Source organism: Echinicola sediminis, from assembly GCF_054777495.1.
The window spans coordinates 72,128-97,157 of record NZ_BAAHAP010000006.1 but is presented as its reverse complement, the minus strand read 5'-3'; the positions used below and the strand labels follow the sequence as shown (position 1 = coordinate 97,157).

18 protein-coding genes are annotated in these 25,030 nt (G+C 42.7%); 9 read left to right on the top strand and 9 right to left on the bottom strand.

The annotated features are described in order from the left end of the window. Positions 1 to 113 precede the first annotated feature (113 nt). From ACYVAA_RS02830 to ACYVAA_RS02815, 4 genes are all read right to left on the bottom strand, one after another. On the bottom strand, positions 114 to 563 hold the full coding sequence (locus tag ACYVAA_RS02830; RefSeq protein ID WP_460538530.1) for a lipocalin family protein: 450 nt from the start codon (positions 561 to 563) through the stop codon (positions 114 to 116). A gap of 49 nt (positions 564 to 612) precedes the next feature. Further along, positions 613 to 1,143 carry a hypothetical protein gene (locus ACYVAA_RS02825; protein WP_460538529.1) on the bottom strand — a complete coding sequence of 177 codons (531 nt, stop codon included), beginning with the start codon at positions 1,141 to 1,143 and terminating at the stop codon, positions 613 to 615. 121 nt (positions 1,144 to 1,264) lie between these two features. Beyond that, on the bottom strand, positions 1,265 to 2,557 hold the full coding sequence (locus ACYVAA_RS02820) for a hypothetical protein (protein ID WP_460538528.1): 1,293 nt from the start codon (positions 2,555 to 2,557) through the stop codon (positions 1,265 to 1,267). 8 nt (positions 2,558 to 2,565) lie between these two features. Then, positions 2,566 to 3,108, bottom strand: coding sequence for a hypothetical protein (locus ACYVAA_RS02815; protein WP_460538527.1), 543 nt, complete (start codon positions 3,106 to 3,108; stop codon positions 2,566 to 2,568). A gap of 200 nt (positions 3,109 to 3,308) precedes the next feature. Here ACYVAA_RS02815 and ACYVAA_RS02810 point away from each other — a divergent pair, with 200 nt between their 5' ends. Continuing rightward, positions 3,309 to 3,866 carry an RNA polymerase sigma factor gene (locus ACYVAA_RS02810; protein ID WP_460538526.1) on the top strand — a complete coding sequence of 186 codons (558 nt, stop codon included), beginning with the start codon at positions 3,309 to 3,311 and terminating at the stop codon, positions 3,864 to 3,866. Then, positions 3,853 to 4,575, top strand: coding sequence for a tetratricopeptide repeat protein (locus tag ACYVAA_RS02805; RefSeq protein ID WP_460538525.1), 723 nt, complete (start codon positions 3,853 to 3,855; stop codon positions 4,573 to 4,575). Before ACYVAA_RS02810 ends, ACYVAA_RS02805 begins: the two co-directional genes overlap by 14 nt. Positions 4,576 to 4,577: 2 nt before the next feature. Here ACYVAA_RS02805 and ACYVAA_RS02800 read toward each other — a convergent pair whose 3' ends face one another. From ACYVAA_RS02800 to ACYVAA_RS02790, 3 genes are all read right to left on the bottom strand, one after another. Further along, positions 4,578 to 7,580 (bottom strand): CHAT domain-containing protein, encoded by a 3,003-nt coding sequence (locus tag ACYVAA_RS02800; RefSeq protein ID WP_460538524.1) that lies wholly within the window; start codon positions 7,578 to 7,580, stop codon positions 4,578 to 4,580. Positions 7,581 to 8,431: 851 nt separating this feature from the next. Next, the gene (locus ACYVAA_RS02795) at positions 8,432 to 9,316 is read right to left on the bottom strand and encodes a hypothetical protein (protein ID WP_460538523.1); all 885 of its coding nucleotides are present in this window, start codon (positions 9,314 to 9,316) and stop codon (positions 8,432 to 8,434) included. Positions 9,317 to 9,330: 14 nt separating this feature from the next. Further along, complete coding sequence (locus ACYVAA_RS02790) at positions 9,331 to 10,644, bottom strand: site-specific integrase (RefSeq protein ID WP_460538522.1); 1,314 nt, start codon at positions 10,642 to 10,644, stop codon at positions 9,331 to 9,333. Positions 10,645 to 11,186: 542 nt separating this feature from the next. Here ACYVAA_RS02790 and ACYVAA_RS02785 point away from each other — a divergent pair. The 7 genes from ACYVAA_RS02785 to ACYVAA_RS02755 all read left to right on the top strand — a co-directional run bounded on the left by ACYVAA_RS02785 (position 11,187) and on the right by ACYVAA_RS02755 (position 20,768). Next, positions 11,187 to 11,753, top strand: a complete 567-nt coding sequence (locus ACYVAA_RS02785) for an RNA polymerase sigma factor (protein ID WP_460538521.1) — start codon at positions 11,187 to 11,189, stop codon at positions 11,751 to 11,753. Positions 11,754 to 11,845: 92 nt separating this feature from the next. Next, the gene (locus ACYVAA_RS02780; protein ID WP_460538520.1) at positions 11,846 to 12,841 is read left to right on the top strand and encodes a FecR family protein; all 996 of its coding nucleotides are present in this window, start codon (positions 11,846 to 11,848) and stop codon (positions 12,839 to 12,841) included. 104 nt (positions 12,842 to 12,945) lie between these two features. After that, positions 12,946 to 16,365, top strand: a complete 3,420-nt coding sequence (locus ACYVAA_RS02775) for a SusC/RagA family TonB-linked outer membrane protein (RefSeq protein WP_460538519.1) — start codon at positions 12,946 to 12,948, stop codon at positions 16,363 to 16,365. Positions 16,366 to 16,376: 11 nt separating this feature from the next. Continuing rightward, positions 16,377 to 18,044, top strand: coding sequence for a RagB/SusD family nutrient uptake outer membrane protein (locus ACYVAA_RS02770; RefSeq protein WP_460538518.1), 1,668 nt, complete (start codon positions 16,377 to 16,379; stop codon positions 18,042 to 18,044). 164 nt (positions 18,045 to 18,208) lie between these two features. Beyond that, positions 18,209 to 19,318, top strand: a complete 1,110-nt coding sequence (locus ACYVAA_RS02765; RefSeq protein ID WP_460538517.1) for a YdcF family protein — start codon at positions 18,209 to 18,211, stop codon at positions 19,316 to 19,318. A gap of 329 nt (positions 19,319 to 19,647) precedes the next feature. Further along, complete coding sequence (locus tag ACYVAA_RS02760) at positions 19,648 to 19,986, top strand: YciI family protein (RefSeq protein WP_460538516.1); 339 nt, start codon at positions 19,648 to 19,650, stop codon at positions 19,984 to 19,986. Positions 19,987 to 20,111: 125 nt separating this feature from the next. Beyond that, positions 20,112 to 20,768, top strand: a complete 657-nt coding sequence (locus tag ACYVAA_RS02755; RefSeq protein ID WP_460538515.1) for a metallophosphoesterase family protein — start codon at positions 20,112 to 20,114, stop codon at positions 20,766 to 20,768. On the opposite strand, the gene ACYVAA_RS02750 is transcribed toward ACYVAA_RS02755, so the two are convergent. Beyond that, positions 20,740 to 22,287 (bottom strand): Ppx/GppA phosphatase family protein, encoded by a 1,548-nt coding sequence (locus ACYVAA_RS02750; protein ID WP_460538514.1) that lies wholly within the window; start codon positions 22,285 to 22,287, stop codon positions 20,740 to 20,742. The genes ACYVAA_RS02755 and ACYVAA_RS02750 overlap by 29 nt on opposite strands. Before the next feature lie 460 nt (positions 22,288 to 22,747). Continuing rightward, a complete protein-coding gene (gene gndA, locus ACYVAA_RS02745; protein WP_460538512.1) occupies positions 22,748 to 24,655 on the bottom strand; it encodes an NADP-dependent phosphogluconate dehydrogenase in 1,908 nt (635 codons plus the stop codon). Between the last annotated feature and the right edge of the window lie 375 nt (positions 24,656 to 25,030).

Here is a 25,030-nt window from a genome sequence, read left to right as displayed (position 1 = left end):
GTGTGTGCCATTGGTATTGAGTGGACCGTTACTGTCCTCATTTTCTGAGCATGCGAACATTAGCACGAACGCCATCATTGATGTCAGAAGCATGATCGTATTATTTAATCGTTTCATTGATCTTCAGATTTTAATTGCTTTTCCATTTTCTTATACTCCACATACATTCTTTTTTCTGAATCGGCCCTCATCTGTACACCTACGGTCAATATGTCCTCCTCTATATTTGCTATGTGCCATTCGATGCTGCGTTCCCCTCGTGACAATGTCAATACATCCCCATTGATTTCCCAAGAAAATTCTTGCTCTCTGGCTTCACAATCCTGCTTGTGTCTTACATCTTTTCCGGAATGGTCATCCAGGAATACACTGTAATCTTTGCAATCGGGTGAAACATTCTTGTGGGGCAAAAGCGCGCCCGATCCATCATCCCCCATAAGGGTTCCCTGGATTTCCCAGGTACCGATAATGTCTCTTTCGTCAATATTTTGCGCAAAGGCTGGTACTGTGCATACACAAAGTATCAGCATCAGACTTGATATGAGTTGTTTTGTTTTCATCATGTTTTTGTTATAATTAACAAGTTCTTTCCGTGTAATTTGCAATGAGACGTTAAAACCAAATCCCATAGACGAAGTCAAATTCACCATTTTGGATATTGATGGTTTCACTGTTCATGTTGCGCATCCCATAACGTTCAAAAGTGCCTTTTACCCTATAAAAAGTGGTATCCAGTTTGGACCCTATTTCTTTATAATCGGTAACACTTATTTGGGAGGTCTTCTCCCTGTTAAATCCATACCCGTTTTCATAGTTGAATGTGATCACTTCATAATTCACATCAAATCCGCTATCACTATGGTCAAAAGTTCCTGTAGTTGGCTCTAAGGGCAAAACCACCCGTACCTGATTGGTAGTATCTTCGTGAACTTGATCCCTCCCAATGATTCCTACCGTGTTGGAGCCACCATAAAGCACCACTTTTACCTCATGATAATTCACCTCTTTTCCATTTACCACTCCACTGATCGAACCACCCACCTCCAAAGCATTTTGCTTTTCAGGCTCGACATCATCATTTGAACAGGCCATTGCCAACCCCAGTCCAAGCAGGAAAATTGCTGTTACATAATTTTGTTTCATGTACTTCATAACTACTTAAATCAATATTGAAGAATATATTTTCATCCCTGGCAACCACAGATCTGCCCAATACTTGAGATATCGTATTGGGCAGAAATCTTGTCCTTTTTTTCTGGAATTATTATGGTTTATTGTTCCAGCCCAAGTAACCTAAACCAGCTTCTCCTTTGGCCACGTTGATATAAGTGTTACTGGACCTGTTAAGGTTAGGAAGCTCCGGTTGCGAGGAACTTGCTCCGGTATAAGCAAAAAAAGCGTAGTTGGGCAAATCCTGGAATGTGGTATTGGTAACGGTAAGCATGGGATCGGCATGCATATAGACGGCTCCGGTATTCTGGATATTGCCCACAGGGAAGTCTCCTTTGGCGTGTTCAATAACCGCATGTTCAATAACATTTTCCTCCTCGGTAAAGCCATAGTAAATCCCTCCCCAGTTGGTACCATTATGGGCCTTCAAATGAACAGGATCGCTAGCAGTTCCCTGGATTTTCAGGCTTGGGGCATCGGTTGCCCAGCCAGATGAAACCTGTAGGTATGCCTCACTTTTAAACTGCATTTCTGTACCTGCCTCTATGGTCAAGTGGCCATTGGTAGTAATTTGCACCCTACTGTCCACCAAGTACGGAACATCCAATTGTTGCCAAGTAACCGTCTTTTCCTCAATCTCGTAATAGGATGAAGTAATGTTCAAGAAATCTGATGCATTACCTGAATAAGATGACGTATTATCAAATACATGTGCCATCTCAGCGGACACCTTTACGGGAACGTCCTCATTTCCAGTAATGATAAGATTGGAAGCTGAAACAGTGGAATTTGTTTGAACTCCATGAAAGTCCAAACCAACACTTCCCCCATTGCGAATTTCAACATGGCTTAAGGAAAGGGCTTGCGGAGGGGTACCTGAAACGCCTCTTATGGCCAAGGAACCTTCGTAAACCGGAGAAGAGGAGGTGAGGTTTTGTGATCCAGCGTATTCGATCACGGTGTGCTCTATGGTATTATTAAGATTGTGGGCTTCGGTAAAAAACAGGCCTCTCCAATGCCCTTTCTGTTGGACTGTACCCGTGAAAACCACTGGCTCTTCCTGTCTCCCCACTACTTCGAACAATTTATTGCCAAGGTTAACATAAAGCCCTGCGTCCTTTTCAAAAGCAACCACTACCCCTGGGTTTATTTTAAGGGCTCCCTGAACGTTAGCCCAGCATTCAATGACATAATCAACGGGTCTTCGAGGATCGTTTTCCAAGACCCGGTCTTCATTAAAATAATCACAGGCTAGTACAATGGGAGGCAGAATTTCCTCTTGAGGTTGTTCATCCTCGTTGTCACTACAAGCGGTCAGGACTAAAAACAATCCCATCATAAGGGCACATACAATTTTTGTCTCCAATAAATACTGCTTTTTCATCATAATACGGTTTAGTTAAGTTTAAATTGATACCCGACACGGAGCCCAATGAATCCAAGCCCTTGATTGGAAAGGGAAAAACCCTGATAGCTCAATGAGAGATCCACGTCACCCAATAGATAACCAATGGAGGCGGCATAGCCGAAAGAAGTATCCGAAGCGCTTCCTGACAAGTTTCCGGCATCTCCAAAGTCTGCTTTCAGGTTACTGCGGTTTATAGAAAGTCCCAATTGGGGCTCGAGGTACACTTTGCCCAGCTGACGGCGATACCCAGCAAATACGGGGATAATACCCAAAGATCCTTTTAGGTTTTCGTCATAGGTATCTTTCAGCCCAAACTGAGAATAGCCGGTGAAAAGGGTAACTTGACCGACTGAATTCAAATGGTACAGCCCTTTAAGGGAAACTCCCCAGCCCATACCATAAGCATCGCCAAAATCACCAATAGGCAAACCGACCATAGCCGCTGTATTTAGGCCTAGGTCTCCCTTTTGGGCAATAGCGTTAAAGGTAAAGGCGCACAAAAGCACGCCAATGATCATTAATTTTTTCATAACAAAAGTGATTTACTTTAAAAAGAACTTGATTGATCGGTCCATGCATGATTCTCCTTCAACATTTTGTATACCTTGAGAGATTGCCAAATGAACCTTTATATACTTCATGTGAAATGTTGGAAAAAGTAAACATGTACATGAAAAAAAATTGTAGTTTTGGCCACCAAGTGTTTACTTTTTATCTGATTTTACCATAAATGAATAAAGAGGAGCGACTCATTCAAAATATACGTGACGGTAATAAAAAGGACCTAGGGAAGGTTTATACAATACACAAGCCCCAATTTGTTGACTTTGCAAAAAAGTACACTAAGGAAGAGGATATGATCCTGGACATTTATCAGGACAGCGTCATAATACTATACGAAAATATCCTAAGTGGAAAATTGGTTACATTGCAAAGCAGCCTCAAAACCTACCTGTTTGCTATTGGGAAACATAAACTTATGGAATATTTGAGGAATAAAGGGAAGGCTCCGCACGTCAACATTCCCATAGAGGAAACCAACTTATTTGAGGAAATTGATCCGTATGGAATGGACTTGGAAGATGAAAAGGCAATCCTACTTCAACAAGCATATCGAAAACTTGGCCAAAAGTGCCAAGAAGTTTTACGCCTTTTCTATTACGAGGGCAAAAAACTGGATGAAATCCAACAGGCCCTCCGCTATGATTCAAAGGATACGGTCAAAAGTCAAAAATCAAGGTGTTTAAAACAATTAAAAGAGATTGTGGGAGCTTATGAAAAGCAGTAGAAACGAATTGATTGAAAAATATTTTGAAAACAGCCTCAGCCCCCATCAACTGGAAGAATTTGAGGAACTGATGGCTATCGACAAGGAGTTTTCATCAGAGGTTGAATTCCAAAAACAACTAAAAGCTGCCATTATCCGTGAAGAAAGGGCCAATTTGAAGGCAGATTTACAGTCACTGGACAATCCCACAAAGACTTACAGTCTTCGTTGGTGGCATGTTGCTGCAGGGGTGGTATTATTGATTGGCCTGACTTGGTTGGCCAGTACTATGATCAATCCCCAACCAAACCACCTCTATATGACCTATTTTGAGCCTTATCCTAATGTGGTGGCCCCTGTAGTCCGTGGAGATGACAATGTAGAGGATGACTTAAAATCACACGCATTTCACCTATATGACCAAGGTCAATACGAAAAAGCTGTTCCTGTATTTGAGCAGTTGTATCGGGATGGCGGTAAAGAATATGCCCTTTTGTACCAAGCCGTTTCCCTGATGGCTTCCAACAGGTCCCTAGAAGCCATTCCATTGTTGGACCAGCACGATTGGACTGTAGAGGGTCGCTATACCGAAGTAGCCCATTGGTACTTGGGCCTCGCCTTCCTGGACAATCAACAAATACCAAAGGCAAAAATCTATTTGCAAAAAGTCGAACAAACCAGTCACCCCTTGGCCAACCCAGCTGCCCAGCTCTTGAAAAGGCTCCGGTAGGCTTAGTTTCCTGTCCTTGTTCCTTTCTTCTTGCGATAAGCATAAACTATTATCCCCAATAGAAGCAGCAAAATGATCAGATAGCCGCCCCACTTCCAGAATTTTCCCGAACGGTCCTCAAGTGGTAGGGCTTCCAAATTCCCGTTCAGAACGAATCCTGCCCAATAAAACGGATGCCGTTTCATCGGAAAATCATCCAAAAAAGTCCTTTTGGCCATAGCAAGAGCTTCCTCTTTACCGTATCCTTCTACCAAATACTTATAGAAAGACTTCATCAATACGGCAGTTTCTTCATCAGGAACCTGCCATAAGCTATATACAGAAGTTCTTACCCCGGCATAAGTGAGTGCGCGGGAAAGACTCATCAAGCCTTCCCCTTCATGCAGTTCACCTATTCCCGTGTTGCAAGCACTTAGTACCACCATTTCAGCCGGGAAACGCATTTGATATAATTCTGAGTAGGAAAGAGTCTCTCCATCCTGAAAATAAATACCCGAATTTTCATAATTGGCATGGTCTACCATGGCGTGAGTAGCAAAATGGTATAATTGGTAATGACCTATGGACTCTACAAAACGATTTTTATTAGCAGCCTCTTTATAGAAAACATCTCCTCCCATTTTATCTACAATGTATCGGGCTTCGGATAAAGCCCCTTCCAAATACGTCAACCGGCCACGTGTTACATGCTCCTCTTCCATAGCGGCAAGATAGGACTTGGGGTATTCTGGGACAAAAGCTGCGATACTATTTTTACCGGAAGAATACGCTCCCGAATTTCGCTGTAACTCCCACAATTTTAACGAATAAGCATAACTAATCTCATAATCCTCTATCAACAAACGACCACTTTTGGGATCCTCCATACTCTCAAAAGCCAGAAGATTAAGTTTGCTTTGAGGAACAATGACCAAGTTTTTAATACCTTGCTCGCTTAGCCCTAGAGGCCTTATCAATAGATCATACAATTTTCTTGACAATCCCATTGCCTGATCCTGAATGGATTTCACTTGATCATGATAGTTTTCGACTAACTCAAAAATAGGCTTCTTTGCCCCAAGCTCGACTACACGGACGCTGGAAGCCCTGACCACAAAAGCAAATAGCTTTTTATCCGTGGCGATGTACCTTAATATCACCTTATCCCTGGAGAGACGCTTCCTTAATTTATTTATATCCAGTTGACCGGAAAAAAATGAAAAATAATTCTTATCAAAGGATGAGATTGCAGCTTCATTTGCTGAAAGTTCCTTTTCTAATCTTTCCAGATCCTCGGACAGAACAATCGTATCATTTTTTACCCTGGCCAAGCTGGTCTGAAGCATATTGTGTTTTATAAGCAAACTGTCAGGCACGGATAAGAATTGCTGGTATTTAGCCTCAAACTCTTTCCATAGATGTTGGGACATGTTTCTTTCCAAGGTATTTACTAGCTTGTCATGAACGGTGATCCCAAGTGCGAGATGCATGGACAACAACCCTTCGGAGATATCCTTATTGGTCATGTCCAGCCATGGATTGTAAACACCTTTTTGGTAATATTCATGAAAAAGGTCGGCGGCTATGGTGTAAAAGTGATAGGCCAATTGGGCATGTGCTAGAATTCCGCCTTTACGAAACTGGTTTTTGTAAATTTTGGCCACCTCCCGAAGTGCATCGACGTAATAAATATCATTGCGTTGGACAAAATCTTCTCGTTGGATTGTAAACAAATCACTCACAGGCTCCCCTAACAATAGGGAAAAACCATGATAGGCCATTTCCTCCGCTTCTTCAAAACGTCCCAATTTTTGTAGCATATCCCCTCTCTTGAGATAAATATTGAGCAAATTGAACTCGCGGATATCCATTTCTTTTCCGATTTGTAGTGCGCTATCTAGATGTATGAGTGCATTTGCGAAATCCTCCGTAGCATATTCATAAAAGGTCACCAGTCGGGTATGGAATATCATTTCATAATACCGATCTCCCAATCTAATGCTTTCCTTCATTCCAAGATCAATAAACTTCCTTTCCTCCGCTCTCTCACTGACATTATCCTGATCTACCATCAAGGTGGCAACGCGATAAATGCCATCAAGTAGGTAGTCGGAATAACGTTGCTGATCTTTAAGGCTCATGCTATTGAAATACGTACTAAGGCTGTCCCAATGCGCCAATCCACTGGTTCTATCGTTTGTAAACCCCAAATATCGCAGATTTAACCTGTGCTTTTGTACCTGATAAATCTGCGGAGGGTGTTCAGCCTGCAACTCCTTCCTTCCTTTGCCAAATGAATCTTCAGCCATCCATAGGTCAAATTTGTCATTGATCATCGTTATTAGCTCTTCGGAGGCCTCTCGATCACCATATTTGGCATATAACTCCAATAAGTTGCCATATAATGAAATCAGGTTAGTTTTATCCACCTCGTCCATGGACTCCCAAAGCTCTTTGGCCTTTAAGTAGCATTCTTTTCGCTTGGTAAAAAAGCCCGTATGGGCATGTATCACACCGATGTTGTTATAAGCCAGTGCCAAATCATTTCGTAAGTCCAGCCGTTCGACATCATGAATGGCTTCATAGCGTTCTATGGAGCGACGGTAATAATTTAGGGCTTTCAGGTATTGCTCATTCTTATCATAGAGATGTGCAATATTGTAAATAAGATCGGCCTGCACCTTATCCTCTAGCTCTTCTATAAAAACGGCTTCGCATGCCAGTGCTATTTTGAGGGCCTTCTTTGTTTCCTTCTGATATTCTAGGTCAATGTATTGCTGTTTATACCCATCATAAATAGAAAAAAGTAAACTATCGTACTGAGGATGCTCTTTTGTATAATAGCTTCGTAAGCTGTCAATACGATCTAACATTTCCGACTTGTATTTATCAACAGTATTGGAAGTATCAGACAAGGCTAGTTGAGTATTTTGTAATTTTCCCATTTCCTGTGCCCAAGCATATCCCCAGGTCGAAACACACAAAAGTAGAATGAGAAGGTATAATTTTTCACTATATATAAGCATAAAAAGTACTTTTAAAATCGATAACCCAAAGGTTTTAATATAACCAACCAAAAGAACTATGGTAAAACATTCAAATTTAATTCAAAAATACTCATTTCATTCTTATTGTATAATTTCGGGCCACAGATCGTATTTTTTTGTAATCCAGACGGCAAAGCATGCAACCTAAACATTGGTTTAAAGCTCTCATAGTCCCTCCTTCCAATTTAATTGATTCCTAACTGAATTTTGGGACAATTCGCTCCTATTTCGTAGTGGTCAATTGTCGAAATGATCATACCACCATTGAATCAAACGGTTATTGCATTTTATAAATCTTGTCATCATTTAATTCAACGCTATATAATAATAGAAAAATGCTGCCTTATCTTACGACTTTAGAATGTAATGATGATAATATCCATCGAAAATCGTTTTGATTTGGTAAATAACAAAACAAGGCTTATACCAACTTTAAATATGAACTCAAGAACGTCGGCTTTGAGTTGCTACAACAAAGAAAGGGCTTGTATCATCTTCTCTATAACCGGAGTATTGATTCACTTAAAATGCTTATATTTTCTAAAGCCGTTGATCATTTTTTTTGTAAAACAATGAGCTTTTATCGTTCTAAAATGTCTTTCACAAAGTCTCTAAAGCCGTTCTCTTAGCAATTTTTTATTTATTTCTCTATATTTCTTCTTTTTGGGTAGCTAATAAGCTTGGTAAAGATTATCTGATAGTGTTGTGTTTCACCGCAATTTCAAACAGGATATCCATTTCAATTGTTTAGGTAATAATTAAGAAAATTCAGAACGTGATTATCGCCCTATCCACAGTTCTAAACTATTCTTACCCAGCATAAGAATCACTTAACACTCATTTCCATAATTACCCAAAAGATCATCTATCCTCTCAATAACCAAAGGCATATTTACACCATTAGCATAATTTTTATCCTTGCATGAGAAGAAGGACTTGGCCACTTCCAGACACTCTCGTGTTTTCTCCCCATCCTTGTTAAAAATTCCCTCACCAAAATCATCAAGATGCTGATGAATCTTTCCTTGCACCTTTCTAATATTGTCCTTATTAGCTCCCAATATCTCCTGCAATACACGATATACTTTTTCGGTCCCCCAATTATTCTTACTGTTGTCTGCTACATATTGAACAAACCCATGGAGATTATTGAATTCATAGGTCAACAAATGAAGGTATAATAATTTTTGCCTGAGTGTGTTCTCATTTGATTTTTCTCTCTTGAAATCCAACCTTTGAACGGGACTCAAAAACTCACCATAGAACTCCTCAAATTCACTCATATCTTCTAAATCAAGTACCAAAAATCTACTTAGATTATTTCCGGCTCTTAGGTACTTGAAAAACGAGACGGTCTCTATCAAATTCTTTGCAGCCTTTCCAAACATTAAAACCATCAAAAAAGCGACCGGGCAAATAAACACACCAAGAAACACAAAAAGATAGGTCCACGCTGGTATATCCAATTGAATCAAGGCATAAAATACCAATCCAAAAGCCCCTATCAGGAAGGAAAATATAAGCAGTGGTAGAAAAAACAATCTAGCAATACAGAGTTTAGGGAACCAGGAACGCAAAACACCCTCTCTTTGGAAGACATCATACCCAAATCTGTAAACCCAAATTCTTTCTACCCCTGGGCGGGCATCATAATGTAAAAACAACTCCCCAAAAATGTATCTTTTAAGCCCAATCTCTCTATTAAAATTATGCATATCAAAAACATTAGTTAGCTCCAAGCTTTCGTCATTTCATCCTTTTTACGCTGTTCATCCACTTCAATATAACGTTTAAAACTCTTATAATCAGAATGTCCGGTAATTTTCATCACAACCTCCGCCGGAATTCCTTTGGCTAAAGACAAGGTCACAAAAGTTTTACGCCCAGTATGGGCACTTATCAATTCATGTTTGGGAAATACCTTCGCCTCCCTTTTTGCTCCTCTATACCTAATAATTTCAACAGGATCGTCAATACCAGCAAGCTTACATAGTTCCTTTACATAATTATTGAATTTCTGATTGGATATGATTGGCAATGGTTCTAAGCGCTCCTCATACTTAGTTAAGATTTCTCTAGAATACCTATTTAAAGGCACAACAGAAGGTTCTTTGGTTTTGGTAATTGTCAGTCGTATTTCATCTCCCTTGATGTGCTCTCTTCTCAATTGCCTCAAATCAGAATATCGGTAACCCGTGGCACAGCTAAAAATGAAGATATCCTTTACCTGTTGCAGCCGCTTATTCTTTCCTAAATCCAAATTGTATAGTGCATCAAACTCTCTTTGATTGAGGGCTATCACTTCAAGCCTCTCTTTTTTAATAGTAAATTCCTTATAGCCATCATGAACCTTGATTCCCCTTCTCCTGGCATAACTTAAAAAAGTCTTTAACGTGCTAAGCTGTTTACCTATGGAAACATTGTTAAGAGTGGTCACTCTTCCCGTTTTCTTATTCACCTCCTTCCACCCAACAAGGTAATTTTGAAAGGCTTGCATAAAAACATAATCCATATTCGCAAAACGAACTTTCTTTCTAGATTTCTTCTGGTAGTTTTTTAGATGCTTTCGTAGAGATTTATACACCACCAAACTCCCTTTAGCCCTGATTAATTCATTATCTTGGATGTACTGGTCAATAAAATTATATACCAAACCCTCCGGTTCAGGTTTCTCCACTTTCTCTTCATTGGACTCCTTGTAGCTATCTACTATTTTTGACGCACTATATGGAATCCCGGAGAATCTAAATTCTTCCTCAATTTTTTGGATCTTAAATTTAAGCTCATTTAGTTCGGACTCGTATTTGATAAGCACTGCTTTTGGAGGTACTAAATCTCCATGAGTCTTTTCTAGTTGAGTCCTTTGTTTTAATGTTAGAGCCTTAATATTCTTACTTGACTCAGACCACAATTCAGGAATAATTGATATACCAGTAGATATCTTTTTTTTCTCGCCATTCAATGCAATTATAAGGGAAATCGGCATTTCCCCTCTTTTGTTGATCAGATCCTTGCGTAGCGTAAATCTTAATGATGCTTCCATTTGGTATATTTTATTTTAAACCAAGGAGTTAGCCTAAAAGTCAGGGTCCTTTTCAGGGTCCTTTTCAGGGTCCCGAAAGCCAAATTTAGACTCTCACAGCTTGTCAAATATTTACCCCAAACATACACAAATACCTGATTTAATGCAACTTACATCAAATAGTGTAAAACACGAAATAGTAGGTTCATTTTCCTCCTCCTCTGCACTTAAAAGCCATCCGCTTCCGCGGATGGCTTTTTTCGTTTGGAGCCTTCAGGACAGCCCTGCCATCTGCCCACCCCGTTTAAACATTCCGCTGGACTGTTTCTTAACTCCCGGTCCTCTCCTCCTCTGCATAAAGAAAGCTTTTCGCAATAGAGAAAAGGCTTTTGCATTTCAGGGGCGCATGCTTGCTCTTTTTGCCCCTTTAGATTTTATTTTCACCGGTCATAGACTTAATCTTCCCCATCTCTTCCTAATGCCCAAAATTAATTAATCCTTAATCCTAAATCGATGCAAATCTACCAGATAATAGCTTGCTTTGTTCGTTTCCTTCTTATGATATGGATAAAGCGACCGACGAATACTTATATCAAAGGGTAAAACAGGCCAACCATCAAGCTTTTGACCGCTTATTTGACCGATACTGGAAACGCCTGTTTCAATATGCCTTCCGACTTCTCCAAGACCGGGAGCAGGCCGAAGATGTAGTGCAGGAGGTATTCATCCATTTTTGGGAAAATGCTCAAAGCAAGGAAATCCATCATCTTTCCGGATATTTTTTTAGAGCAGTCAAGTATCAGGTAGCCAATATTATCAGAAATCAAAAGTGGACGGTGGAATGGGAGGAATCCCAATGGGAAGAACTCCTCATTGAAGAAAAGGAAACTGAAAACCCTCCTCAACAAGAGCTTCAGGAACTCCTTGAAAAAAGTATAGAAAAGCTCCCTCCAAGGTGCCGGGAAGTGTTTTACCTGAACAAAAAAGAAGGTTTCACTGCGAAGGAAATTGCCGCCAACCTTAATATCTCCCCTCGTACCGTGGAGCACCAGTTACAAAAAGCCATGAAGTCGTTGAAAGCTGACTTGGGTCAACTGTATACGCTAATATTAATTCTATTTTACGCCTAAATCGATAAAGTTAAGGTTTTATTAAGTGTGGTTTTTGGAATAGGTAATTCTCCCCCCTAAGGTTACTGTCTTACAAAAGGACCAAGAAAACCATGGACAAGCGCGATTTTGTATCGCTTCTGCAGCGACAGGCAGAGGGTAAGACAAGCAAAAGGGAAGACCTCCAGATTGAGCAAATATGGACAAAAATCTACCATCACCAGGCTCCTTTTGATTGGAAAGGTCTTGAAGAAACTGCCATCAAAGAAAGAATAAGATTAAAAATAGATCAGCGGCTGATATCACGAAACCACCGCAGCCAATTATTTGCTATAAGCCCTTTCTTCCGTGCCGCTGCGGTAATAGTATTCCTTCTATTGGGAGGATTAGGTTATTTCTTAACCTCCCAACAGCACCCAAGCCCCATGGCTCTAATAAAAAAGCATACTAACGATAGCCAAAAAGCCAAAATCACCTTGCCCGATGGAACACTAGTACGTCTAAATGTAAACTCCAGCATTAGCTTTCCTGAAAAATTTGAAGCAGACAAACGGGTGGTGAACCTGCAAGGGGAGGCCTTCTTCGAAGTCAAAAGAGATACCGTAAGGCCGTTCTACGTTCTGTCAAACGAACTGGAGACCAGAGTTTTGGGCACCAGCTTTAATGTCAATGCCTACGCTTCCAGTAAAGAAATGATCACGGTAAGCTCGGGAAAAGTCCAGGTATCACTTCGTGATGATTTGGATAAAAAAGTATTGCTCCTACCAAATGAGGCCGCAGTTTTCCCGGAACAAGGCAGGCAATTAAACAAAGTTCCCTTTGACGCTGAGCGGGCCCTAGGCTGGACTTCAGGCAAACTTGATTTTAAAATGGTTCCCTTTGGCCAGGTCATTAATACCCTATCTGAATACTATCACAAAGATATTATCATAGAAAACTACATAAAGGGAAGCTGTTTGATTAAAGCTTCCTACGAAAACAATGGCCTCCACTTCATCCTAAGTGGCCTTCAACTGTTGGTAGATTTTGAATACCATGAAAAGGAAAACGGAGACCTGGTCATCAACTATCATTCCTGTGAAAAACCCTTAAGACCGCTGCCTATGTAAATTTTCCTCATCACCAACTACTAAAAAAGAAAGTCGGAATGCGCCAACATCCCGACCAAAATCCGGGCAAAGCCCAGAAATTTTATAAACAAACATTTAAAATTATGAAAATTAATTTACGTAAACGAATTGTGCTCTTGAGTAAACATACTTTTAGGGTGTTTATGGTACAAGTACTATTTATGCAGGTGCTTTTTGCCAACCCCTCAAACAGCCAAAATCTCTCCCAGTATCAGGTAAAGCTGAACGTCCATAAAGCTTCTGTGGAGAAGGTGCTACAGATGATTGAAGCGCAAACTGATTTTGATTTTGCCTATAACCAGGCTTTGGTGGATGCCGACACCAAAATCACCCTCAACATGGATGACAACTTGCGCAAGGTCTTGAAAGCAATCACCGAACAGTGTGACTTTGAATTCAAAAGGGTGGAACAAAACATTTATGTAACCGCTGTAGACTTACCCTCATCACCTACCTCACAAGTGGAGGTAAAGGAAAAGGAAATCCAAGGTCAGGTGATTGACGTCCAAAGAAACGAACCCATCATTGGCGCAACAGTAATCGTAAAAGGCACAAGCAAAGGAACCGTGACCGATATAGACGGCAACTTTATCATCAATCTATCGGATGGTGAAGAGGAGCTGGAAGTTTCCTTTTTGGGTTACGAAAACAAAACGGTAACCATAGTCAACCAGTCCCAGATCACCATCTACCTAAAAGAAGAGGAGGGCTTGTTGGAAGAGGTTGTGGTATTGGGTTATGATTCACAGAAGAAAAAGGACTTGACAGGTTCGGTGGCCGTGGTCCATGTAGACGAGTTAAAAACCATGCCGACAGCCAGCATGGAAACCATGTTAGCAGGACGGGCTCCTGGTGTCCAGGTACTTTCCGATAATGGCCCAGGAGGAAATGTAACCGTGCGTATCAGGGGGTTTGGTACGGTCAATAATAATGACCCTTTGTACATCATTGATGGCACCCCTGTGACCAATGGTCTTAATACCATCAACCCACAGGACATTGAATCCCTACAAGTTTTGAAGGATGCTGCCGCCTCATCCATCTATGGTTCAAGAGCTGCCAATGGAGTGGTCATCATCACCACCAAAAAAGGCAGGTCTGAAGAAACCAGTGTGACCTTTGATGCCTATGCGGGTATCCAACAAACCTTTAACCTTCCCAGAATGCTTAATGCCGAACAATATGGGGACATGCTTTGGCAGGCCTTTGAGAATGACGGTAAAATGCCCACCAGTGATGTCTACGGCTCTGATCCAAATGGCCCGGTGATTCCCCAGTGGTTAGATGAAGAACAAACTTTGCCCGCTGGAGATACGGATTGGGTAAAAGAAATTTTCAGAACTGCTCCCGTGCATTCCTATAATTTGACCCTTTCCAAAGGTAGTGACAAGGGCAGTCAGGTCTTTACCTTAGGATATTTTAACCAGGAAGGGGTAATCAAGCACACTGGATTCGACCGGTATTCGGCACGCTTCAATGCGGACTATAAGGTGAAGGATTTTTTACAGGTGGGACATAACTTCAACGCATCTTTGACCAAAACCAATGATGTAGGCACCAATAGCTTTTTGGGAAGCATTGTCTATAGCTCTTATAGGTTCCCTTCTATCGTTCCCGTTTATGACCTAAACGGAGATTTTGGGGGGAACCCTTTGAACGACGGATCCAATCCATTAGGAAACTTGTATAGAGCAAGAAACAATACCAAAAACCGGATCAAATTAATGGGCAATGTCTTTGCCGATGCAAAAATCACAAAAGATTTAAACTTCAGAACCAATTTGGGTCTGGACTACGAGAGTTATAACCAACGGTCTTTCTCCCCATTGTTTGACGAAATTCTCGCCCAGAATGTGGTAAACGGACTATCGGACAACAGCTCATTTTATTACCAAATGGCTTGGACCAACACACTTACCTACACTAAGAAGGTAGGAGAAGGCACATTAAATGTGTTATTGGGTCAGGAAGCCATTGAAAATTATTACGAATCCAGAGGCGCTTCCAGAAAGGAGTATCTGTACGAGGATGAAAATTTCCATTACCTCAATTATGGAACAGCTAACCAACAAAATTCAGGTCATGCCAGCAAATGGAACCTACTTTCTTACTTTGGCAAGGTGAATTATAATCTGAAAGACACGTATTTGCTTTCTGCTACAGTAAGGAATGACGGTACTTCCCGATTGGCCAATGACAAATGGGACATTTTCCCAGCCTTCAGTGCTGGATGGAGGATCAGTAATGAGGAGTTCCTGAACTTAGGAAATAATATCGATGAATTAAAAATCCGTGCCAGTTGGGGGCAAACGGGAAACCAACAGGTTCCTGCTTATTCCACTTTGGCCAGTTTTCAAAACAACATTACCTACTCTAATTATGGGATTGACGGCAGTCAGGAAAGTGTCGCGATCGGTTTAGTGGAAACCCGGGTAGCCAACAGTGAATTGAAATGGGAAACTACTACCCAGAGCGGACTTGGAGTTGACTTGAGCCTATTGGATGAAAAACTTCAATTGACCGCTGATTATTTCAATAAAGTTACGGATGACCTATTGATTTATGCCCCTATTCCCACCACTTATGGAGGCACGAATGATGGTACCTGGATCAATGGTGGTAAAATGAGAAATAGGGGATTTGAATTGGGAGCCAAATACAATGGCAGTTCAGGTGATCTGTTCTACACCCTTGGTCTAAACTATTCCTATTACAAAAATAAAATGGTCGAACTCGCTGATGGGATAGAATATTTAAGTATCCCTAGCTCCTCCCTTCACAGTGTGAATTTCGGCCAGGAAATTTCCAGAACTTTCCTAGGGCAGCCTATAGGCACTTTTTATGGTTTTGAATCTTTGGGCATATTCCAATCCCAAGAGGAAGTCGACACTTATGCCCTTCAACCTGATGCTCAGCCAGGTGACCTAATTTTCCGGGACATCAACGAAGACGGGGTTCTGGATGCCAATGACCGGACAGCAATTGGCTCACCACATCCAAAAGCCATTATCGGGTTCACCTCCAATTTCTACTACAAGGGCTTTGACCTGGGCTTGTTCTTCAATGGTGCATTTGGACATAAAATTTATAACCACACCAAATACAACAACACCTTCTTCAATCAATCTGCCTATAACAAGTCTGTAGAGGTATTGGATGCTTGGACACCTGAAAACATGGATGCTGCAATTCCTCGATTGTCTATGGATGATCCCAATCAAAATATCCGTCCATCCTCCTACTATGTGAAAAACGGCAGCTACTTCAAACTGAACAACCTTCAGCTAGGATATACCATCCCCAAACTAAAAGGAAGTGAGACTGAAATCAGGGTATATGGGCAAGCTTCAAATGTATTCACCCTTACTTCCTACTCAGGAATGACTCCGGAGATAGGACTCCAAAATTATTCTTCAAGCAACCGGAACCTTGATATCGGGGTGGATAGAGGTATTTATCCCCCATCGAGAACCTTTATGCTTGGGTTTAATGTCAAATTCTAAAGAAAAAAATCATGAAAATCATATCTCTAAAAAAATCCGTTCAATCTTTACTGGTAGGCAGCGTACTTAGTCTGACAGCATGTGAAAATTACCTGGAAGAGGTGCCTTATGGTGAGGTAGCCCCTTCAGAAATGACCAAAACCGAGAACATTGAAAGGGCTATCATCGCTTCATACAGTATTTTAAATGGCCAGTTTGATGGTGCTTCCAGTGCGTTTAACTCCCCCGCCTCCAATTGGAGTTTTGGCGATGCCATCTCCGACGATGCCTATAAAGGCGGTGGAGGCACGGGCGACCAAAACCAAATTCATCAATTGGAAATCTTCAACACCAACCCCTCCATTACCGACGTAAACCGAAAATGGATGGCCTTATATGAAGGAGTAAAACGATCCAATTACGCCTTGAACCTCTTGTTGGCAAGCGAGGATTTTGATCCCGAACATAAAAAAACCAGAGAGGGAGAGCTGAGATTCCTTAGGGGGCATTATTATTTCGAGCTGAAAAAGATTTATTTCAATGTTCCTTACATAGACGAAACAGCTACAGCGGTTTCAGATTATTATGTGGGAAATAAGGAGCTTACGGATGAGGAACTTTGGGGAAAAATTGAAGCCGATTTTAATATGGCCTACGACTTACTTCCCGAGGACCAAGCAGATGCCGGAAGACCGAATAAATTTACCGCCAAAGCTTATTTAGCCAAGACCTTTATTTTTCAGCATAAATATCAGGAGGCCCTTTCAGCTGCCAATGAAGTAATCAATTCAGGTAAATTTGACTTGTTGACAAACTTCCACGAAGTTTTTTTACCCGAAAATGACAACAGTCCGGAGATCATATTTGCCGTCCAACATACTGTCAATGACGGTCAGGCGAGTAATTATAACGGCAGTATCGGAGACAGGCTTACAGCTCCAGGTGGCCCCTACTATCCTCAGTATGGATTTCACCGCCCTAGTAACAACCTGATCAACAGTTTTGAAACCAATGCTTTGGGACTTCCTGTGACAGGCGATAAACTGGTAGCCGGAGACTACATCGACCCACGTTTGGACCATACCGTTGGTAGACCTGGCATCCCTTACCTGGACCTTCCGGTAGAATATGAAGCCTCCTGGGCCAGGGACCAAGCTACCTATGGACCCAATGGACCTAAAAAGCGAATCGTATCTGCCCTCTCCAATTTTCAGGTCCAAGCATGGCCTTATGTGAGTGCCTTGAATTATTATATCATTCGCTATGCCGACCTGTTGCTTTGGAAAGCGGAAGCTCAAGTGGAATTGGGCGATCTGGAAGGAGCAAGAGCTACCGTCAACTTGGTAAGAAAGAGGGCTGCAAACAGTTCGGTGGTTACCAAATTAGAAAGTGAGGAACAGGCAGACAATTACGCTATTGCTGCTTATGCTACTCCTTGGACCAATCAGCAGGATGCCAGGGATAGGGTGAGACTCGAAAGAAGACTTGAGTTAGCGATGGAAGGGCACAGGTTCTTCGATATTGTAAGGTGGGGAATTGCCGCCGAGACAATGAACAATTATTTTGCAGAGGAAAAACTCATTCGTTCCCATCTGACCAATGGTCGATTTGTAAAGGGAAAACATGAATATTTCCCCCTCCCGCAGACTTATTTGGATATTATGGATCCCGCTGACGTAGAACAAAACCCTAATTACTAAATGAGCGAAGCGTTTAAAAGTCTATGAAAAAATTTGGGATAATAATTATAACATTGTTCTGTCTTTCCCATACGGGATGGAGCCAAATAGGACCTGACAGTGCTTACCGGTTAATTGAAGGAAGGTCCTTTTCACAGTCGAAAAATGTATATTTACTTACCTTAATGGAAACCCTTCCCGAGGTAAAAAGTATAATAGCATCTGACCAAGTTTTGACGGAGCTAGCCACCAACAAATTATCACAGCTCGCGGCATCACTTCAAGACTGTGGAAATGAGGCGCTGTGTTACCCTTCGTCCCTGCCGTTTACATCAGAAGAGATTGATGTCATTGCGGCGCGGTTGCAGGAAATTACCCAAAGGCATCAAGCCTTACAGAGAATGGTTCAGGACCATTTGATACCATCGGGCATGTACCAACAGCAGGCCAACCCGGACATTGCTCTTTTCCTGGCAGCCGCCTGGAGACTGGACGCTGCTACTGTCAACCATATTATTGATGTTTATGCAAAAGGAGAAAAGCCGAATTACCCTAAGATTGATTCCTTAGGGATGAACCTCAACTCCTACAGTTATAAAGCCAATATTCAGGCTTTGAATGAGTTGACTTATGCCAAATATGGAACCTCTACCTTGTTCTTCCATCCCTCCTTGGGCTATGCAATGGATGCATTGGCCATGGCCAGAATGGAAAGAGCGGGTGATTTCGAACCCCTAGAGGAACTTGAAAACAGACAAGCTTACCTTCAGGCCCAAAGAACCCTTTGGGATGCTTTTAAGTACCCCTTAATACTGATCCCTGGTGCAGGAACAGACAATTATCTGGATAGCATCAGTTCAGGAGGAGTATTAAGGTGTAAGCTTGCCGCTTTGGAATTTGAAAAAGGCACCGCTCCTTTTATCATGGTTTCCGGTGGTTATGTCCACCCCTATAAGGTCCAAAAAAATGAAGCCATCGAAATGAAGAGATACCTTAGGAAACTAGGTATTCCTGAATCCGCCATTATTATTGAACCTCATGCCCGGCATACAACTACCAATATGAGAAATGCCGCCAGGCTTATGTTTCGGTACGGATTCCCTATGGATAGACCATCCATTACAGTCACCACACCAGCACAAAGCCATTTTATAGAAAACATGCTGGAAAGGTGTGTAAGAGAGTTGGGATACCACGCTTACACCAATGGAAACAGAATATCTAAGACTATTTTGGAATTTAATCCCTCAATCCTGTCATTACAGGTCGATTATGATGAACCTTTAGATCCTTAATTGAAACCTTGAAGGGAATGATTTGGCACTCATTCCCTTCATTTTCAAATCCTTCTCCCCAACAAGAACCAACACTCGATTTCCAGGAATTTTTCCATTAACTTACTCCCAAATCACTCATCCATAGCAGCCCCTGCATAAGGCCTATCGACAAAATCAAACATCCGTGTTAATCCGCCTGTCCGGCCGACAGGTCCGTGTCCATCAGTGGCCCCCAACTCTTACAATTGTCTTCAACTTTCCCCTCCAAAACTCCCCAATCCATTCACCATATCCAGTTGATTTTTATTAAATTGAACAACATCTTTTAACCATTTACCCCAAAGACCATGAAAAAATTTATTGTACTTTACCACGCACCGGCAGATGCCATGGAACAGACCGCCAACACCTCCCCAGAAGACCAGGCCAAAGGCATGGAAGCCTGGATGGCATGGGCCAAAAAATGCGGAGACAAACTGGTGGACCTGGGTGCTCCCCTGGCCAACGGCCAGGCCCTTGGCCCAAACGGCTCCAGCTCCAGTGACAAAGAGGTGGCTGGATATTCCATCCTTCAGGCCAAGGATATGGAAGAGGCCAAAGCCCTGCTGAAAGGCCATCCCCACCTGGGATGGGGCAAAGGCTGCTCCATAGAAGTACACGAAACCATGTCTTTGCCCGGCATGTAATCCCACATTTGACATTCGGAACTCAGGTGACAGACTCTCCTTGTCGCCTGTTTCTTTATTTATCCTTCACACTTCGCACCTCGTACTTGATACTTAGTACTTAGTACTTGATACTTATAAAAACTATGCCGCTTTTTATCATTGGCGACATCCATGGATGTTACCACACGCTTCTTAAACTACTGGAACATTGGAATCCTGAAAAAGAACAACTTATACAGGTAGGAGACCTGATAGACAGAGGAAATTACTCTGCCGAGGTGCTACAATGGGCAATGGAAACCGAAGAAAAACACCCCGACAACACCTTTTTTCTCAAAGGGAACCATGAGCAAATGATGCAGGATTATATCGAAAACGGTAAAACGGGCGGCAGCTGGTTCTTCAACGGCGGCAGGGAAACTTATCAGCAATTTTCCGAAAAAAACATCGCGCTGGAAACCCTCAGCCCATGGCTCCAAAGTCTCCCTCTGAAATGGGAAAGCAACCGGGTATTGGTTTCCCACGCCGGGATTTCGGAAACGCTGACCCCTATGGATGTCACCAACCCTGATGGCATACTCTGGAACCGGAAGCCCCTGAAAAAACTGCCCCAAACCCAGGTTATCGGCCATACCCCCCAGCAAAACGGAAAAGCCAGATTCACCAAATCTTCCAAATCCTGGAACATCGACACCGGAGCCTATCGGGGCATTTGCCTTACAGCCCTCAAACTGGGAGATGAAGGACAGTTTCTCGAAGAAATCAACATCCCTACAGATACACGGGACTTTCTGATTTGATCAACACTTTTCTTTTCAGGGCCTTTTCCAGCACTGAACGGTGACGCATGGCATCCCAGATTTCCAGATCAGGGTTTTCCTCTCCATACACGGTGATGGTGATCCTCTCTTCGGTTGCCTTACAGTGCAATCCTTCCACCCACTGGTTTTTGGTTTTATCCAGCCCGATCGCCACCCTTAGTATACCCGACAATACCCGGATCATTTTCCGTTGATAGCGGGAAAGCTTCCTGAATTTCTTATGCCGCTTCCCTGGTCCTGCCTTGCGGTGATACCTTGCCAAGTGGCCCAAAAGCATAATTTCCTCGTTGTTGAATCCTCGCAAACGGGAATGGGCGATGATATAACGGGAATGTTTATGGTATTTCGAAAAACCAATGAAATGTCCCACTTCAAATACCAAGCAGGCAAAATCCAGCAGTTCTCTGGCCCGATCATTCAATTGATGTTGTTCCTGCAATTGATCGTACATTTGCAGGGAAAGGTAGGATATGTGCTTTTTTTGTTCCACATCACTATGGTAGCGTAGTGCCAGGTGCATGACGCTTCGGTGGCGCAGGTCTCCTTCCGGATACAACACCTCCTGTTTTTTTCCCAAACTGTCCAGGTAATCCAGTATCAGGCCTTCTCTGAGGGAAGCATCACACAAAACAATTTCATTGGCCTTGGCCATTTGGAGCAAACGTACCAACAGCAAACTGCCCAGATGGATGGCATCCACGCGATTGGCACTTATCCCAGGGACTTTTTCCCGCTTTTCGGGAGGCATCATCAATAGCTTTGCGGACAGCTTCTCCAGCTCAGCAGTAGGGATCACTTCCGCATTGACGGTGGCTATCGAACTGCCCTTGGAGGCTAAGTGAGCAGCTTCCCCTAAGGTCCTAATGGTTCCTGATGTGCCGATCACTTTCGAAAACCCTTGGGTCACAGCCTGCCCCATAATTTCTTCGGCTGCCAACTTGATATGCACTTCCAGTTCCTTGACATCCTCCTCATTCATCGTCTCCTTTCCTCCTGCCATGTCCAACAGTCTCAGTACCCCCAGCTTAATGCTTTTCTTAAAAAAGATTTCTACCTGGTCACCTACCGTGGCCTCCGTACTTCCTCCTCCAATATCCAGGACCAGGGCTTTTTCTTCACCAAAGGCAATCGCCCTGCGTACGGCCAAAAATATCAGCCTTGCCTCTTCTTTTCCTGAAATCACCTTGGGCGTCAGCCCCGTTTCTTCTGTCAGCCGGTCCAAAAAGTCCCCTCCGTTTTTGGCCTCACGAGTGGCACTGGTGGCAGCAGTAATGATTTCATCCACCCCATACTGATCAGCCAGCTGTACATAACGCTTGATGACTGCTATGCCCCGCTCAAAGGCATCCGCTGAAAGCTGGTTAGTGGCAAAAACCCCTACCCCTAGCTTGACCATCTCCTTTTCATCGATCAACACTTGGATGTTTTGCCTAGGGGTCACCTGGGCAATCACCATATGGATGGAGTTGGTACCTATATCAATTGCTGCTAACTTCATTCGGTCGTGGGTTTATTTTTTTTTTCAAATTCATTCTTACCTCTTGCTCCAGGTTATTCGGGTTACCAATCTACACAAACAGCTAATCAACAATCAGCTCCTATCCTCGAGATCTGCGGGAGCCTCAAAACCAACCATGCCAGTAGCTTAACTATCATCCTATCCACATTCCTTCCTCTCCCTCAATCCTTAAAGCAAATTTCTGCGCCTATCCGCGGAATCTGCGGGAGCCTCAAAATCAACTTTGCCAGTAGCTTAACTATCACCCTATCCGCATTCCTTCCTTCCCCTCAATCCTTAAAACAAATTTCTGCGCCTATCCGCGGAATCTGCGGGAAACACAAAATCAACTTTGCCAGTAGCCTAACTATCATCCTATCCGTATTCATCCCCCCCAATCTACAATGCAAATTTCTGCGTCAATCCGCGAAATCTGCGGGAGACATATTATCCTATCACCCTATTTCCCCTGCTTTTTCTGCCAGTCCGTGTGAAAAGATTGGTCCTCCGGCGCTCCTTTTTTCTTATAGGTATGGGCTCCAAAATAGTCCCTTTGGGCTTGAATCAAGTTGGCAGACGACTCAGCAGTACTCATTCCATAGAAATAATTGATGGATGCCGACATGACAGGCATGGCGATCCCTGCCTTCAGCCCCGCACCTATTACCTCTGCCAAGTCCTCTTTTCCCTTCTCTATGGCTTTCTTCAGTTCGTCTGATTCCAGCAAACTCTCAGAGCTTTTGAACACCTTCACCAGCTTCTCCATCAGTACCGATCTTATAATGCAGCCCTGGGTCCAGGTTCGGGCAATCTCACTGAAATCAAGGTCCCACTTTTCTTTTTCACCCACCTTGCGGATCAGGCTGAAACCTATCTCATGGGTAATGATCCTGGCCATATCATAAGCCCCTTTTAATGATTTTTCGATGGCATCTTTTGAAATGGAGGCCTCTTTTCGGGGAAACCTTTTGGCCAATCTTTCCCGCTTTTCTTTGAGGGAGGAAATCACCCTGGTCGTCACTGCTGCAGTCAAAGGAGCATAGGGCACCCCATATTTAGAGGCGGTACTGACGGACCAGCCTCCTGTCCCCTTCTGATCAGCCTGGTCCAGAATACTGTCCAGCAGCAGCTCCTTGCCTTCATAATAACTTAAAATCTCCATGGTAATATCCAACAAAAAGCTGCCGGAACCGGAACCGCTCCATTCCTTCATGGTTTTCACAATTTCATCCGGAGCCATCCCCATTCCAAACCGCATAAAGGCATAAATCTCCGCCAACACTTGCATTTCCCCATATTCTATACTGTTATGGACCATTTTGATAAAATGCCCCGCTCCCTCAGGGCCTACATAGTGCATGCAGGGCTTGCCTTCTTTATCTTTTGCAGCAATCTTGGCCAAATAGGGTTTGATCAGCTCAAAGCCCTCTTTGGATCCTCCCGGCATAAGGGACGGTCCCTTTCTGGCTCCTTCCTCTCCCCCCGAAATCCCCATGGGAACATAATGAATTCCAGAACTCGCCAGGTATTTCAACCGCTTGGTGCTGTCTTTAAAGTTAGAATTGCCTCCATCTATGATCACATCCCCCTTGTCTATCACACGAAGAAGTCGGGCAATCTGCTGGTCAATGATCTGTCCCGCTGGGATCATGATCAAAATCTTTCTCGGCTGCACCAATGACTCCACAAACTCATCCAACTTATCAAAAGGCAAGATCCCCTCCACATCGGGATGGGCATCCACTAATTTTTGGGCCACTTTCTCCTCTACCCCCTCCAGCGTACGGTTATATATCGAAATTTTGATTTTGTTCTCCGCCATATTGAGCGCCAGACTACTGCCCATTACGCCCATACCAATGATACCAAAGGAAGATACTGCTTTTTTGTTTTTGAGTTTGCTCATAATCTCTTCTACAATTTGTTCAGGTTGCTGATCAATACTTATATGGGTGGCAAAGCGGGGGACTTCCAGGGTTTCAAACTGGGAGTCCAGCAGTCCTGCGGGCATATAATGTCCTTTTCTACTGGTCATCCTTTTTGCTATCAAGTCCCGGTCGCCCTTAAGAAAAAACCAATGGATCATCACACCTTGCTTCTCCAAAACCTTGCGGTAACTTTCTTTCAAAGCCGAACAGGCCAAAATGGCCCCTCCCTGCTTTTCCCAAAGCGCCAGGTTCTCGGAAAGCTTTTCCAACCAAGGAATCCTGTCCTCATCGGAAAGAGGAATCCCTGACCTCATTTTTTCCACATTCTCTTTGGGGTGAAAATCATCAGCATCGTAAAAAGAAAAACCAGTATGCTTACTGATTTTCTTGCCGATCGTAGTTTTTCCACTTCCGGATACACCCATTAACAAAATTATCATGCTTTAATTTATAGAATTATTTCATAATTACACGAGACAGAAATGATTAAAATTCACAGCTTGGTAGACAGACGGTTTATCTCACTGGAAACTAAAAAGATAAAAATCAGTCCCCTTTGAAGAAATCGGTCAAGGAAGCAGTTTAGGTAATTCAATTACGCTTAATAACAGTTTACTTACTCATTTTAACGGTTTACCCCACTACCCCATACCTACAATTTATTACTGATTCATACCATTTAGAGCAACCTTCCGGCACATCCCCTTTGCAATGCCCCTTACAAACTTTGTTCGATGAATTTTATGTGACGCTAAACACCTAATTTCCATCAGAAATATTCCCGGCCCAGAATGTTGGAAAAACACTTTTTAGAA